The organism is Streptomyces sp. C (genome assembly GCF_000158895.1).
Lineage (GTDB): Bacteria > Actinomycetota > Actinomycetes > Streptomycetales > Streptomycetaceae > Streptomyces > Streptomyces racemochromogenes.
Map to the genome: position 1 here is coordinate 3,196,828 of NZ_GG657750.1, position 14,283 is coordinate 3,211,110.

Below are 14,283 nucleotides of genomic sequence, written 5' to 3' on the forward strand. Positions count from 1 at the left end.
GCCTGGAGGAAGTCTCTTCGTTCGGTCGTGCGTGATGGGTGGGTCAGTGGTCATTCGCCGGGGCGGTCGGCCTTGTCGACGCCGTCCCAGACGTTGGAGTACCAGGGGCGGTCGGAACCGTCCTGGCCGCCGCGGCGGTGCTCCGGGGCCGCGGCCCCGGGGTCGGTCATGATGTAGCCGATCTCCCCCGGGCGCAGGAAGTGCAGGTGCCTGCGCGCCTGCTGCTCCGCGTAGGCGGGGTCCTGCCAGCGGGCCTTCTCGTCGCGGAGCTGTTCGAGGCGCTTGCGCGCGGTGTCGGCGGCCCGCTGCTGGTCCGTGATCTCCGAGCGCTGGGACACGTACTGGCGCATCGGATACGCGAGGGCGACGACCAGCGTACAGAGGACGAGGACCAGCAGTGCCGCGCGGCCGGTGAGCCGGCTGCGGCGGATGTGCCGGCGGGACTGCGAGCGGTAGACGTGGGCCGCGGTCCGCTCGCCGAGCTGCTTGAGCCGGGTCGCCGTCGAGAAGGTGGAGAACCGATCCCGGTTCCCGGCCATGGTCCCGCCTCCCCTGTGCGCGCACTACGCAATACGTCCCCGCACACGGTACGGGACCGAGTGCGGGGACGTACGGAGGCTGCGACCCCAGGGGTGTCCCCCCCGGGGTCGCCGCCCTGAGGCGGTGTCAGCCCTTGAAGCGCGGGAAGGCGCTGCGGCCGGCGTAGACGGCGGCGTCGTCGAGGATCTCCTCGATGCGCAGCAGCTGGTTGTACTTGGCGACGCGGTCCGAGCGGGCCGGGGCGCCGGTCTTGATCTGACCGCAGTTCACGGCGACGGCGAGGTCGGCGATGGTGACGTCCTCGGTCTCGCCGGAGCGGTGCGACATCATGCACTTGAAGCCGTTGCGCTGGGCCATCTCGACGGCGTCGAGGGTCTCGGTCAGGGAACCGATCTGGTTCACCTTCACGAGCAGGGCGTTCGCGGAGCCCTCCTCGATGCCGCGGGCGAGGCGCTCGGGGTTGGTGACGAAGAGGTCGTCGCCGACGATCTGGACCTTGGAGCCCAGGCGGTCGGTGATGGTCTTCCAGCCGGCCCAGTCGTCCTCGAACAGCGGGTCCTCGATGGAGACGAGCGGGTACGCCTCGACGAGCTCGGCGTAGTAGTCGGTCATCTCGGCGGCCGAGCGGGACTGGCCCTCGAACTCGTACTTGCCGTCCTTGTAGAACTCGGACGCGGCGACGTCGAGCGCGAGCGCGATGTCCTTGCCCGGGGTGTAGCCGGCCTGCTTGATCGCCTCGATGATGAGGTCGAGCGCGGCGCGGTTGGACTCCAGGTTCGGGGCGAAGCCGCCCTCGTCACCGAGACCGGTGGAGAGGCCCTTGTTGTGCAGGACCTTCTTGAGGGTGTGGTAGACCTCGGCACCCCAGCGCAGCGCCTCGGAGAAGGACTCCGCGCCGATCGGGGCGATCATGAACTCCTGGATGTCGACGTTGGAGTCGGCGTGCGACCCACCGTTGAGGATGTTCATCATCGGAACGGGCAGCAGGTGCGCGTTCGGGCCGCCGAGGTAGCGGAAGAGCGGCAGGTCCGAGGCCTCGGACGCGGCGTGCGCGACGGCGAGGGAGACGCCGAGGATGGCGTTGGCGCCGAGCGAGCCCTTGTTGTCGGTGGCGTCGAGGTCGAACATGGCCTGGTCGATCAGGCGCTGCTCGGTGGCGTCGTAACCGACGAGCTCCGGCCCGATCTGCTCGATGACGGCGAGGACGGCCTTCTCCACGCCCTTGCCCATGTAACGGTTGGGGTCACCGTCACGGAGCTCGATGGCCTCGAAGGCACCGGTGGAGGCGCCGGACGGAACGGCAGCACGGCCGGTGCTGCCGTCGTCGAGGCCCACCTCGACCTCGACCGTGGGGTTGCCTCGGGAGTCCAGGATTTCCCGGGCTACGACGACGTCGATGGACGGCACGAGCATCTCCTTCTGGGATGTGACGCTGGGTGTGCGGTGGCGTGTGGGCCGTGGGACGGCCTTGCCGACTAGAGCCTAACCGGCTCCGGGGTGTGGGCTGCCCGACCGCCCGGCTCCTGGGACGAAAAAGGGTCCGAATACCCGTCTTCCGGGACATAGGACCCTTGATTTCGCGTGCTCGCCGGGTGGCGGGGCGGCGGAAGCCGGTGCTCCGGTTCCGGAATGCGGTGACCGGCGGACGACACGCCGCCGCCCGGCGCGTGGGGGGATACGCGCCGGGCGGTGGGGATGCTGCGGGGTGCCGCGAGTGTTACGCGGACGTTCAGGCCAGCTTCAGCTTCTGACCCGGGAAGATCAGGTCGGCGTCGGAGACGGTGTCCTTGTTGAGCTCGAAGAGCTTCTCCCAGCCGCCCTTGACCTTGTTGGCGTCGGCGATGGTGCCGAGGGTGTCGCCTTCCTTGACCGTGTAGGTCCCACCGGTGGCCGGGGTACCGGTCGACGGCTTGGCCGGGGTCCAGTTGCCGGAGCCGGAGCCGGAGCCCTTGGTCTCGGTCTCGGCCTTCGGCGTGGACGGCTTGGCCGGGGCGGGCTTCGCCGGGGCCGGCTTGGCCGGAGCGGGCTTGGCCGGGGCCGGCTTCGTCTCGGGCTTCGGCTTGGCCGGGGTGGTCGAACCGCCGCCGTTGTACGCGGAGTTGGACAGGCCGACGCCGCAGTGCGGCCAGGCGCCCTTGCCCTGGCCCTTGAGGACCTTCTCGGCGATGGCTATCTGCTGGCCCTTGGTGGCCTGGTTGGCCTGCGAGGCGTACGCCTTGCCGCCGTACGCGGCCCACGTGGAGGCGGAGAACTGCAGACCGCCGTAGTAGCCGTTGCCGGTGTTGATGGACCAGTTGCCGCCGGACTCGCAGGCGGCGACCTTGTCCCACTCGGCCGAGGTGGCGGCGCTGGCGGTACCGGCGGCCATCAGCGGGGCCGCGACGGCGACACCGGCGACACCGGCGAGCGTGACGATGCGGACGGCCTTGGAGCCGCGGCGGTGCTTGCCCTTGCCGGAAAGCAGCATGGAGTTCTCCTCACCGACGCCTTCGAGGTGAGCTGTCGGGTTCGGGCGGATGAGTTGCCCGGTCACGCGGCGCGGCGCGTGTCTTCACCCCTAGCCGGTACGCGGGCCGTCTCTCAACGGCCTTTCCCGGCGCCTACCTTGGTTCCCCCGCTCCTGCCTTCGGCGCTTGCGCGACGACTGTTCCCTCCGTCCGCCGGCAGGATTCGGCGATGCGGTCGAAGGAGCCCGCGGTGGCGAGCGATTCAGAAGGTAGACAGGTCTCTCCCCGATGTTCAACGTGTGATTTTGGGGAGAAACCGGCCTACTTGCCATCCTGGAGAGCGCGTTTGTGCAGGTGAGAAGGGGGTTTGCAACAGTTCCGGAACGAGACACGCCAGTTGTCCGGAAGAGATGCATGTCTCATTTGGCGATAACGGACATTCAACTCTTAATGGATGTCCGAACTGCCCTCTATTTCTTGGTTAGATCCAGGTTCTGCCCGGGCTTGATGAGGTCCGCGTCCCCGCCGATGACCTGCTCGTTGGCTTTGTAGAGCTCGCCCCAACCGCCCTCGACGCCCTTGGCCTTCGCGATGTCCGAAAGGCTGTCACCCGGCTTCACGGTGTAGACGGGGTCCGCGGCGGGCGCTGCCGCCGTGCCAGGCGCCGCCTGCACCTCGATGGCGGCCGGGCCGCGGTGCTTGCCCGAGCCGTCCGCCGCCGCGTCGGACGGGGTGCCCGCCGTGGCGCCCGGGGTGGCCGGGGCGGTGGGCGTGACGCCCGGGGCGGGAGTGGCACCCGGGGTGGCCGGGGCCGTCGGGGTGGCGCCCGGAGCCGTCGGGGTGCCCGGCGCCGTGGGCGTGGGCGTACCCGGCGTGGGCGTACCCGGCGTGGGCGTGCCCGGGGTGGGCGTGCCGGGCGTGGGCGTGCCGGGCGTCGTGGGCTGGACCGTGAAGTCCGGCTCGGGCATGACGGGCAGTCCGCTGGAGGGACCCAGCGGGTAGTCCGGGAGCCCGCTCGGGTTGGACGCGGTGCCCGGCGCCGGCGTCGGGGCCCCGAAGTCCGTGGAGGGCTTGCCCTTGCCCGTCTTCGGCACCGAGTCGTCGGGCCGGGTCGGGGTGGGCGCCACGGGACCGGGGTTCAGCTTGTCGCCCGGGTCCACCTCGGGCGCGGGGCCCTGCTGGGTCAGCCCGGCCGAGGCAGAGCACAGCGGCCACGCCTGGGGGCCCTGGGAGGCCAGCACCCGCTCGGCGACCGCGATCTGCTGGGAGCGGCTGGCGAGGTCGGGGCGCTCCGCGTACGCGAGTCCGCCGGCGTTGCGCCACTGCTCCAGGGTGAACTGCAGGCCGCCGTAGGCGCCGCTGCCGGAGTTCGCGCTCCAGGTGCCGCCGCTCTCGCAGTCGGCGACCTTGTCCCACGTGGCGGTGTCGGCCGCGTTCGCGCCTGTGGCGGCGAGCAGCGGCATGGCCAGCGCGGAGCCGGTGACTCCTGCGGTGACGACGATCGCGGGTACCTGGCGGGGGCGTCTGTGGCGGCCGTTCCCGGGAAGCATGAGACTGCACCTTTCGCATAACGGCGGGGTAACGGCAGAACCTAGCCGCCTTCGAACGGATGTCACAAGTTCGACGGTGGACCGATGTGGGAACTGACTTTCAGTCAGTCCGGCTTGCCCCGCGCCCTCAACCGTTCGGGACTGTGAAGCGGACGGGGAGGGTGCGCAGGCCCCGCATGATGAGCCCGCCGCGCCAGCGCAGGTCCGTAGGGGGAATCGCAAGTTCCAGATCCGGCAGACGCTTCAGCAAAGTTCCGAGCGCCGTCTGCCCTTCGAGACGGGCCAGCGGAGCGCCGAGGCAGTAATGGATCCCGTGGCCGTATCCGAGGTGCTGGTTGTCGCTCCGGGAGAGGTCCAGGGTGTCCGGGTCGGCGAACCGCTCCGGGTCGCGGTCGGCCGCCGCGAGGACCACCAGCACGGGGTCCCCCGCCTCGACGTCCTGCCCGCCGAGGGTCAGCGGCCGGGTGGCGAACCGCCAGGTGGCGAGCTCCACGGGGCCGTCGTACCGCAGCAGTTCCTCGACGCCCGTCTCCAGCAGCGCGCTCTCCCCGGCCGCGAGGGAGGCCTGGAGGCGCTCGCGCTGGTCCGGGTTCATGAAGAGGGAGTGGATGCCGTTGCCGATGAGGTTCACGGTCGTCTCGAAGCCGGCGAAGAGCAGGATGAAGGCCATCGCCGTGGCCTCCGCCTCCGTCAGATGGTCTCCGTGGTCACTTGCCCGGATCAGATCGGAGATGAGGTCGTTGCCCAGATCGTCCCGCTTGCGGTGGATCAGTTCCCCGAGATAGGTACGCATCTGCTTCACCGAGCGGGCGACCCCGCCGCGCGGCCCGCCGCCGTGCCGGATCATCATCCCGGCCCAGTCGCGGAAGTCGTCCTGGTCCTCCCGCGGTACGCCGAGCATCTCGCAGATGGCGTAGATGGGGAGCGGGAACGCGAACTCGTGGATGAGGTCCGCCTCCCCCTTCGCGGCGCTGTGCTGCTTTTCGACGATCTGGTCGATCAGGTGGTCGGTCAGCTCCTGCACGCGCGGAGTGAACTCGGCCACACGCCGCGGGGTAAACGCCTTCGACACCAGCCGACGCAGCCGGGTGTGGTCCGGCGGGTCGATGTTCAGCAGGTGCGTCATCAGCTCCGCCTTGCGCTCCCCCGGGATCCCGGTCTTGCCCTTGGCGTGCGCCGGCTCCGCGTGGTGCGCCGGGTTCTTGCTCAGCCGCTGGTCCGCGAGGGCCTGGCGGGCGTCGGCGTACCGCGTCACCAGCCAGGCCTCCACCCCGCTGGGGAGCCGGGTGCGGTGCACCGGGGAGTTCTCGCGCAGCCAGGCGTAGGCCGGATACGGGTCGGTCGCGAACTCCCAGTCGAAGAGCGTCGGCATCTCCGTGAGGGACGGATCGGGCTGGGCGGCGGAGGTCTGATCGTGCACCCGTCGACCGTATCCCGGCTCGCCACCGGCCATCCCTTATGGCCGCTTCGTCGCGGCTGTCCGCAGATCGGACATCACTTGACGTCAGGTTCTGCGACATTCCTACTTTCGGTTCTGTGGACGTGAGGATCTTGAAAAGCAGTTTCGCGGTGGTGGAGAGAAGGGCCGAGCACGCGGTCAAGTACTTCTACTCCCACCTCTTCTGGCACAACCCCGGACTCCGCGAGCTCTTCCCGTCCTCCGCCGAGGACATGGAACGCCAGCGCGACCGGCTCTTCGCCGCGCTCACCCACGTCGTCACCCACCTGGAGAGCGGGACCCTCGTCCCCTATCTGCGCGACCTCGGACGCGACCACCGCAAGTTCCTCGTCGGCCCCGAGCACTACGCGGCCGTCGGCACCAGCCTGATCGCCGCCCTCGCCCAGACCTCCGGCGACGCCTGGACCCCGGCCGTCGAGAAGGCCTGGTACGAGGCCTACCAGGTCATCGCCGACGCCATGACCGCCGGCGCCGCCGGCAGCGACGAACCCCCCTGGTGGGAGGCCGAGGTGGTACGCCACCTCCAGTACGGCGAGGACATCGGCGTACTGACCCTCGCACCGCGCACCCCCCTGACCTACCGGCCCGGCCAGTACGTCAGCGTGAGCAGCGCCCGCGTGCCGACCACCTGGCGCACCTACTCCCTCGCCAACGCCCCCCGCCCCGACGGCACCGTCGACCTGCACGTCAGCCGCATCGACGGCGGCCGCCTCAGCACCGCCCTGGTCCGCGACGTCCTGCCCGGCGAGGTCCTGCGGCTCGGCGCCCCCGGCGGCCGGCTCACCCTGCGCCGCGAGGACCGCCCCCTCACCCTCATCGCCGCCGGCACCGGCTGGGCTCCCGTACGCGCCCTGCTGGAGGAACTCCTCCAGCACCCTCCCGACCACGACGTACGCCTCTTCGTCGTCGCACGGGACGCCGCACACCTCTACGACCGTCCCCTGATCGACCGGCACGCCGCCGCCTGCCGCTGGCTCGGCGTCACCTACATCACCCCCGCCCCCGGGCAGCACCGCAACCAGGCCACCGACCGGCTGGCGACCGCCCTCGGCAACCGCGCCCTGTGGCGGGAGCAGGACGTCTACCTCAGCGGGCCGGCCGTGTTCGTCGAGGAGACCTCCCACCTCCTCCGGGAACTCGGAGCCCGCCCCGACCGCCTCTTCCACGACGCCGTCCCCGTCCCCGGCTCCCAGCGCCCCCGCCCGCTGGGCTTCGGCGAGTGGTTCCTGCACCGGCCGTCACCGCACTGGCACAACCCCTCGGCCCGCGCCCCGCGCGACTAGTCGGTGTCTTCGGCGCCCTCGGCCGCCCGGATCGCGTCCCGGTAGACGCGGGCCGCCGCGCGCAGCGCCGTCTCCGGGTCGGTCCCCGACGCCTCGGCGCGGGCCGCCAGCTCCAGCAGCTCGTACCCGATGCCCTCGCCCCTGGGCAGCTCCACGGCCAGCCCGCCCGCACGGGCCCGCCCGGCGAGCTTGGCCGCCAGGGCCAGGCCCGGCTGGCCCAGAGGGATCCCGTCGGTGACCGATTCCCGCTGCTTCTCCACCGCCTTGGTGGCCTGCCAGTGGGCGCTGACGTCCTCGGGGGAGTCGGCGGTGGCGTCCCCGAACACATGGGGGTGGCGCCGGATCAGCTTGTCGACCAGGTCACCCGCGACGTCGTCGATGGAGAAGGCCTCCGCCCCGTCCTCGCCGCCGCCCGCCTCCTCGGCGATCCGCGCGTGGAAGACCACCTGGAGCAGCACGTCGCCGAGCTCCTCGCGCAGCGCGTCCCGGTCGCCGTCCTCGATCGCCTCCACCAGCTCGTACGCCTCCTCGATGGCGTACTTCACCAGCCCCTCGTGGGTCTGCCGCGAGGTCCAGGGGCACTCCCGCCGCACCCGGTCCATGACCTGCACCAGGTCCAGCAGCCGCGCCCCCGGCAGGTCGTACGAACCGGGCAGCAGCTCCAGGTCGGGCATCGCGACCCGGCCCGACCCGGCCAGCCGGGCCAGCCCGTCCGTCAGCCGCTGGTCACCCTCCCCGGACGGCAGCACCACGACCGTACGGCCCCCGGCACACGCCGCGACCAGCTCGTGCGCGTCCGGGCTCGCCTGCTCCACCTCGACCCCCGCCTCGCGCAGGTACGGCAGCTGCGGGTGGCCCGGGTCGGCGCACAGCACCCGGTCCGCGGCGTGCAGGGTCTGCCAGGCCGGCCAGGACAGCAGCCCCGGGGCGACCCGGTGGCTGGCGGTCAGCAGGACGATCCGGCCCGTGGGCTCGGCGGGCGCGGCGGCGGAGGCGGAGGCGGGGGTGTCGTTCACCCCCCGAACCTACCTCCGGCCACGGCCCTCAGGCTCCGGCGGGTGCCGCCTGCTCGGGCCGGGTCCGCTGGGTGATCCACGGCGTCTCCTGGTCCCCGAGCAGGATCTGCTGCGCGTCCCAGCGCCCGTACCGCGGGTTGACCTCGATGTGCAGCGCCTTCGCCGCCTCCCCCAGCTTGGCCAGCGCCTTGTCCTGGCTGCCGTAGTGCGCGAAGAGCTTGTCCCGCAGCAGCTTGAAACGGGTGTCCGCCTCGATCTGCCCCGGCGCCAGCTGCGCCTGCTGGAGCGCCGCGTCCCGCAGCGCCTTCTCCCCGCCCAGCTGCTCCAGCTGCGCCTTGCGGACGTCCTGGACCTCCTTCGGGCTCACGCTCAGCCCGGCGTCCTCGGCGGCCCGCTCCAGGACGGCGCTCTGGATCATCTTGTTCAGCTTCAGCCGCTCCAGCCCGGCGGTCGCGCCGATCAGCTGCGCACCCTGTTCGGACTTGTCCTGCGCGGCGCGCACGTCGCCGACCTGGGCCTGGAGCGCCGAGGTGGTGATGCGCTCACCCCCGACGACGGCGGCCGTACCGGGCCGGGTCTCCCCGGAACACGCGGTCAGCAGGGGGGCCGCCGCGAGCAGGACGGCGGAGACGGAGAGCGCAGTGCGACGGTGCAAAGGAGCCTCCAGGGCCGGGAGATTGTGCTTCGGTGCACAAGGGCCTTGCGGTGATCGATGGTATGCAGTCAGGGTGGCCCGAGCCACCGGTTCGACCAACGATTCCGGCGGTGTTGGGCTACGAATTCACTCCCCGGTCACCGCGGAGTCCTCCGTTCCTGAGATCGTCGGAGCACCATGCCGACATCTCAGCTCGCCCAGCCTCAGACTCCGGAACGGCCCGCGACACAGGTCCCGCGCGGGTCCGGGCGGCGGGCAGGAGTGTTCGGGGCGGTGTTCGCCTCCGTCGTCACCGCCGTCGCCGTGTGCGGTGGGGACGCCGTCGCGCGGGTGTTCCCGTACGGGCGGCGCCATCGCAGTGTCAACGACCTCGGCAACCAGTTCGTGCCGTTCCACGCGCATCTGTGGGACCTGCTGCACGGGCGGGCCGAGGGCGGGCTGCTGTTCAACTGGCAGTCCGGGTACGGCACCAGCTTCCTCCCCGACCTCGGGACCTATCTGACGAGTCCCTTCGCCGTGCTGGTGGCGCTGTTCCCGCGCGAGGACGTCGACCTCGCGGTGTACGTGGTGACCGTGCTGAAGACGGCGACCGCCGCGGCCGCGATGGCCTGGCTGCTGCGGACCCAGCGGCGCGGGCCGTGGTGGGCGGCGGGGCTGCTGGGGGCCTCGTACGCGCTGTGCGGGTGGTCGGTGATCGAGGCCGCGTACAACCCGATGTGGCTGGACGGGCTCGTCGCCTTCCCGCTGCTGTGCCTGACCGGCGAGTGGGCGCTGCGCGGGCGGCGGCCGGTGCTCGGGGTGCTGGTCGTCGCGGTGGGGTGGACCGCCAACTTCTACACCGCGTACATGGCCACGCTCGGCGCGGCGCTGGTGCTGGTGGTGCGGGTGGTGCTGAGCCGGGAGGGGGCGCGCGAGCGGGCCCTGGTGGTCGGGCGGGCGGCGGTGACGACGCTGCTGGGGATCGGGCTGTCGGCGCCGGTGCTGGTGCCGCTGTTCCTCAGTACGAAGCAGGCCTACCCGGGCTGGTCCAAGGAGTTCGGGCCGGTGCCGTGGTCCGACTTCTTCGCCCGGCTGCTGCCGGCCACGTACTCCTTCAACTCCCCCGCCGTGTTCGTCGGGACGGGGACCCTGCTGCTGGTGGCGGCGCTGCCGTTCCACCGGGCGCTGCCGGTCCGTACCCGCTGCTGGTGGGCGGGGCTGGTGGTGGCGGTGGCGCTGTCCCTGCAGTGGGAGCCGACCCATCTGCTGTGGCACCTCTTCGCCACCCCGAACGGCAGCGCGTACCGGCAGACGTTCGTGCTGGCCGGCATCGCGGTGATCGCCGCCTGGACGGGTCTCGCCGCGGGCGTGCCCGGGCTGCGGGCGCTCGCGGCGGGCGGCGCACTGCTGACGGCGGCCGCGCTGTGGGCGGGCGGCAGCGCCCTGGTGACGCCGTGGGGGTACGCGCTGTTCGCGGGCGGGCTGCTCCTGGGCACCGCCGCCTGGCGGGCGCTGGGCCGGCGGCGGCTGCGCCCGGCGGCGGCGGGACTGCTCGCGGCGGTGCTGGTGGCGCAGGCCGCGGCGGCGACGGCGTACGGGCACCAGGGCAAGCTGGCCGGGCTGGACGACTACCCCTCCTGGAGCCGGGCGCACACCACGCGGGCCCGCGCCCTGGCCGGGGCGGAGGGCTGGCCGGCGTACCGGACGGACGCGGGCCGGCCGGCGCTGTCGGGCAACGACCCGCTGCTGCTGGGCGGTGAGGGCGGCGCGTACTACAGCAGCCACACCCCGGACGTGTTCACGCGCACGATGACGGCGCTCGGCGCGGGCTCCACCTCGCGCGGGCGCAGCGTGCAGAGCCTGGACAACCCGGTGACGGACGCGCTGTTCGCGGTGGGTGCCCGGCTGAAGCCCGACGGCACGGTCGCCCGCACCGAGGCCCTGCCGCTGGTCACCGTCCACCCGGCCGAGGTGCCCGGGGCGTACGGGGAGTCGCCGTTCGCCAACCAGGAGCTGCTGCTGGGCGCGAAGGTGTACGAGGACCCGCTCGCGCCCGGGGTGTGCCGGGCGGGGACGGAGGCGTTCCTGTGGGCGCCGGAGTACAACGCGACGGCCCGGCTGGCGGGCGGTCGCCCCTTCAAGCTGAACGGGAACCCGCCGAAGAACCGGGCGGCGCTCCAGTCGCTGGGCCTCTCGCGCGGGCCCGCCTCGAAGCTCGTCTTCGACCGCCCGGCCCCCGCGCGGTGGGCGCTGTCCTGCCTGGACGGGGCCCGGCTGGGCGCGGCGGTGGCCGGGCTGCGGGCGAAGGCCGCCACCGGCGTCCGGGTCACCTCGTCGAGGCTGACCGCCACCCTGCCCCCGGGCAGCACGGGCACGGCGGTGGTGTCGGTGCCGGCCATCGCGGGCTGGAGCTGCGACGGCCGCCCGGGGCGATCGCGCCTCGGCCTGCTCGCCGTCCCGCTGGACGGCCGCACCACCACGGTGACCTGCGAGTTCAGCCCGCCGGGGCTGCCGGCCGGGGTGGCCGTGGCGGGGGTGTCCGTACTCGTGGCGGCCGGGATGGCGCTGCGGCGGCGTCAGCGGGGCCCGGGCGCGGTGGTGTAGGAGTCCCCGGCGTGGCGGTCACCGCACCTGGCCCAGCCATTGCAGGGTGCGCCGGATCTCGACCGGGAGGGGGTGGGCGGGGCCGTGGACGCGGTCGGCGTCGTAGAGGAGGCGGACCAGGGTGTCGTGGGCGGCGGGGCGGTCGCCGAGGGAGAGCAGCAGGTGCGCTATCCGCCGGCGGACCTCCAGCGGCAGGCCCGGGTCCGGGTTGGCGTAGTGGTTCTCGAACAGGGGCAGCAGCGAGCGGTACTCCGCGAGGGCCGCCGCAGGCTCGCCGAGCTGCTCCAGGCACTGGGCGGCGTCGTAGCGGAACCGCAGGGACTGGGGGTCCCCGGCGGGGAACTGGTCGGCGAGGCGGCGCAGTTCGGGGAGGGCGCGGCGGTACTGGCCGTCGTCCATGAGGGTGGCGGCGTACTGCTTGCGCAGGCTGCGGACGACCGGGGAGTGCTCGCCGTGCTCGGCGGCGGCCGCGGGGAGGATGTTGCCGAGGATGTCCACGGCCTGGGTGATCCGGCCCTGGTCCAGGAGCCCCCGGACCTCGTCGACGGCGCCGGGGAAGTCGGGGCGGGGCGGCGCCGGGGGCGCGGCGGGGCGCGGGGGCACGGCGGCGGCCCGGTCGGGCCAGGGCGCCTGGGGGCGCAGGAAGGGCCGGGTGGGGTCGAGCGGGCCGGCCGGGTGGCGGCTGCCGGGGGCGGGGAGGAGCGGTACGAGGGCCTCGTAGACCTCCTGGGCGGAGCCGGGGCGGTCCTGGGGGTCCTTGGCGAGGAGGCGCAGCAGGACGGCTTCCAGCTCGGCGGGGATCTCGGGGCGCAGGGGGCGGACCGGGGCCGGGGGTTCGTAGAGGTGGCGGTGGAGGACGCCGAGGGCGGTGGTGCCGGCGAAGGGGACGCCGCCGCTGAGGAGTTCGTACAGCAGCACGCCGAGGGCGTACAGGTCGGTGTAGGGGCCGACGGCGCCGCCCATGGCCTGTTCGGGGGCCATGTAGGCGGGACTGCCGATGGGGGATCCGGTGCTGGTGAGGCGGGTGGTGTCGGTGTCCATCACGGAGGCGACGCCGAGGTCGAGGACGAGGACGGTCCCGTCGGGGCGGATCATCACGTTCCGCGGCTTGAGGTCGCGGTGGACGATCGGTACCGCGTGGACGGCGGAGAGCACCGCGCACAGCTGTGCCACGACGGCGACGGCCCAGGGCCAGGGGTAGGGGTCGTGTTCGGCGAGGTGGTCGGCGAGGTCGGAGCCCTCGACGTAGCCCATGACGAGGTACAGCTCGTCGCCGTCGCTGCCGGCGTCGTGGACGGTGACGAGGCCGGGGTGGTCGACCTGGGCGGTGACGCGGCATTCGCGCACGAAGCGGCGGCGCAGCTCCTCGGCGACGGTGCCGGGGCCGGCGACCTTGTCGGGGCGCAGCAGCTTGACGGCGACGCGGCGGTCGAGGCGGCGGTCGTAGGCGGTCCACACCTGGCCCATGCCGCCCTGGCCGAGGATGGTGGCGAGCTGGTAGCGCTCGCCGATGAGGCGTTCCGGTTCGGTCACCGCTGCGGGTCCTGGAACGCCGTGGTGTTCGGGTCCTGGTAGGGGCCGCCGGGCTGCGGGGGCTTGGGCGGGTTCTGCTGGCGCAGGAGTTCGCTGAGCTCGTCGAGCTCGGCGCGGACCTGGCCGAGGCGCGGGGGCGTGGCGGGCTGCTGCGGGGGCACGGGCGGCTGTGCGCCGTGCTGTCCGGCCGGCGGGTAGCCGTAGCCGGGGGTGGTCTGGTGCGGGGGTTGCGGCTGGTGGAGGCCGGGCTGCTGGTGCTGCTGGGGCTGGGGCTGCTGGTGCTGGGCGTACGGGGCCGGCGGCGCGGGCGGGTACCAGGGTGCGGGCGCGGGCGCGGGCGCCAGGGCCTTGGCCTCGTGGTGCTTGATGTCGGCGACGAGGTAGTACACGCAGATGGCGAAGCCGGTGAAGATCGAGCCACCGGCGCCGAGGTTGCCCTGCCAGCCGTCCGTCTTCTCCGTCGGGTCGAGCTCGATGAGGACGATCCACACGACGGACAGCGCCAGGCTCAGCACCAGCAGGGCCCAGTCCCGGGACTTGCGGGTGAGGATGGCGAGCCGCAGCATCGAGCCCCAGGCGAAGAAACCGCAGCTGAGGACGGGCAGCGCCGTGAAGAGCACGCGCAGCGTCATCGCGGCCCCGGAGAGGGGCCGGTGGCCGTGGGGGCCTTGCTGCGGCGGGATGCCGGGGCCGTGCATCGGTGCTCCTGACGGGCCGTGCGGAAAGGTGACGGCTCGAAGCGTATACAGCGTTTCCGGCCGTTCGTGAGGGGATGGACCCAACCGTTGCAGGGTCGCAGCACGGTCACTCCGGTGTGACGCTGCCGTCCGACAGTCCGTCGTAGAGGCCTTGTACGAGCTGCTCCCCCAGGCGTCCCGCCAGCCTCAGGGCGTCCTCGAACTCGGCGAGGGCCCGGAAGCGCGCCCCGTAGCGCCGTTGTTCGGCGGGGGGCAGCCGGGGCAGCTGGAGCCGGCGCACGTCGAGGCGGGTGGCGGTGGAGGCGTGGCTGCTGGCGCGGCGGGTGTTGGCGGTGCCGCGCAGGAACCCGGCGAGGAACCAGGGGTCGAGGGCGGCCGGGTCGGGGCGCAGCAGCTGGAGGTTGCGGCCGATGACGGCGCCGGCTCCGCTGGCGGGGTCCTCGGTGACGACGCGGGCGGCGGAGAGGGCGCCGACGACGGGGACGACGACGTCACCGGGTTCGGCGACGAGGGTCTCGA

11 protein-coding genes, 1 pseudogene and 1 riboswitch are annotated in these 14,283 nt (G+C 72.9%); of the genes and pseudogenes, 2 read left to right on the forward strand and 10 right to left on the reverse strand.

The window, feature by feature from the left end; translation table 11 throughout:
* Window positions 1-50 precede the first annotated feature (50 nt).
* The 5 genes from SSNG_RS14165 to SSNG_RS14185 all read right to left on the reverse strand — a co-directional run bounded on the left by SSNG_RS14165 (window position 51) and on the right by SSNG_RS14185 (window position 5,909).
* A complete protein-coding gene (locus SSNG_RS14165) occupies window positions 51-539 on the reverse strand; it encodes a septum formation initiator family protein (protein WP_007264518.1) in 489 nt (162 codons plus the stop codon).
* Between the two features lie 127 nt (window positions 540-666).
* Window positions 667-1,953 (reverse strand): phosphopyruvate hydratase, encoded by a 1,287-nt coding sequence (gene eno, locus SSNG_RS14170; RefSeq protein ID WP_042801000.1) that lies wholly within the window; start codon window positions 1,951-1,953, stop codon window positions 667-669.
* 316 nt (window positions 1,954-2,269) lie between these two features.
* Window positions 2,270-3,007 carry a transglycosylase family protein gene (locus tag SSNG_RS14175; protein WP_007264520.1) on the reverse strand — a complete coding sequence of 246 codons (738 nt, stop codon included), beginning with the start codon at window positions 3,005-3,007 and terminating at the stop codon, window positions 2,270-2,272.
* Between the two features lie 2 nt (window positions 3,008-3,009).
* Window positions 3,010-3,182, reverse strand: a riboswitch (cyclic di-AMP (ydaO/yuaA leader).
* Window positions 3,183-3,457: 275 nt separating this feature from the next.
* The gene (locus tag SSNG_RS14180) at window positions 3,458-4,537 is read right to left on the reverse strand and encodes a transglycosylase family protein (protein WP_007264521.1); all 1,080 of its coding nucleotides are present in this window, start codon (window positions 4,535-4,537) and stop codon (window positions 3,458-3,460) included.
* A gap of 127 nt (window positions 4,538-4,664) precedes the next feature.
* Entirely contained in the window at window positions 4,665-5,909 is a 1,245-nt protein-coding gene (locus SSNG_RS14185) for a cytochrome P450 (protein ID WP_042803492.1), read from the reverse strand.
* Window positions 5,910-6,079: 170 nt separating this feature from the next.
* On the opposite strand from SSNG_RS14185, the gene SSNG_RS14190 reads away from it, so the two are divergent.
* Window positions 6,080-7,279, forward strand: a complete 1,200-nt coding sequence (locus SSNG_RS14190; RefSeq protein ID WP_241695048.1) for a globin domain-containing protein — start codon at window positions 6,080-6,082, stop codon at window positions 7,277-7,279.
* On the opposite strand, the gene SSNG_RS14195 is transcribed toward SSNG_RS14190, so the two are convergent.
* Both SSNG_RS14195 and SSNG_RS14200 read right to left on the reverse strand, forming a co-directional pair.
* Complete coding sequence (locus tag SSNG_RS14195; protein WP_007264524.1) at window positions 7,276-8,295, reverse strand: nucleoside triphosphate pyrophosphohydrolase; 1,020 nt, start codon at window positions 8,293-8,295, stop codon at window positions 7,276-7,278. The genes SSNG_RS14190 and SSNG_RS14195 overlap by 4 nt on opposite strands.
* Before the next feature lie 28 nt (window positions 8,296-8,323).
* Window positions 8,324-8,950: a SurA N-terminal domain-containing protein gene (locus SSNG_RS14200; protein ID WP_042801002.1), complete on the reverse strand. Its 627-nt coding sequence runs from the start codon at window positions 8,948-8,950 to the stop codon at window positions 8,324-8,326.
* 273 nt (window positions 8,951-9,223) lie between these two features.
* On the opposite strand from SSNG_RS14200, the gene SSNG_RS14205 reads away from it, so the two are divergent.
* Window positions 9,224-11,533, forward strand: coding sequence for a YfhO family protein (locus tag SSNG_RS14205; protein WP_241695049.1), 2,310 nt, complete (start codon window positions 9,224-9,226; stop codon window positions 11,531-11,533).
* An 18-nt stretch (window positions 11,534-11,551) separates the two neighbouring features.
* Here the strand turns inward: SSNG_RS14205 and SSNG_RS14210 are convergent, their stop codons facing one another.
* From SSNG_RS14210 to SSNG_RS14220, 3 genes and pseudogenes are all read right to left on the reverse strand, one after another.
* Window positions 11,552-13,066 (reverse strand): serine/threonine-protein kinase, encoded by a 1,515-nt coding sequence (locus tag SSNG_RS14210; protein ID WP_007264527.1) that lies wholly within the window; start codon window positions 13,064-13,066, stop codon window positions 11,552-11,554.
* The gene (locus SSNG_RS42085) at window positions 13,063-13,764 is read right to left on the reverse strand and encodes a hypothetical protein (RefSeq protein WP_007264528.1); all 702 of its coding nucleotides are present in this window, start codon (window positions 13,762-13,764) and stop codon (window positions 13,063-13,065) included. Before SSNG_RS42085 ends, SSNG_RS14210 begins: the two co-directional genes overlap by 4 nt.
* A 106-nt stretch (window positions 13,765-13,870) precedes the next feature.
* Window positions 13,871-14,283 (reverse strand): annotated as a pseudogene (locus SSNG_RS14220) (SAM-dependent methyltransferase); the annotation flags it as partial.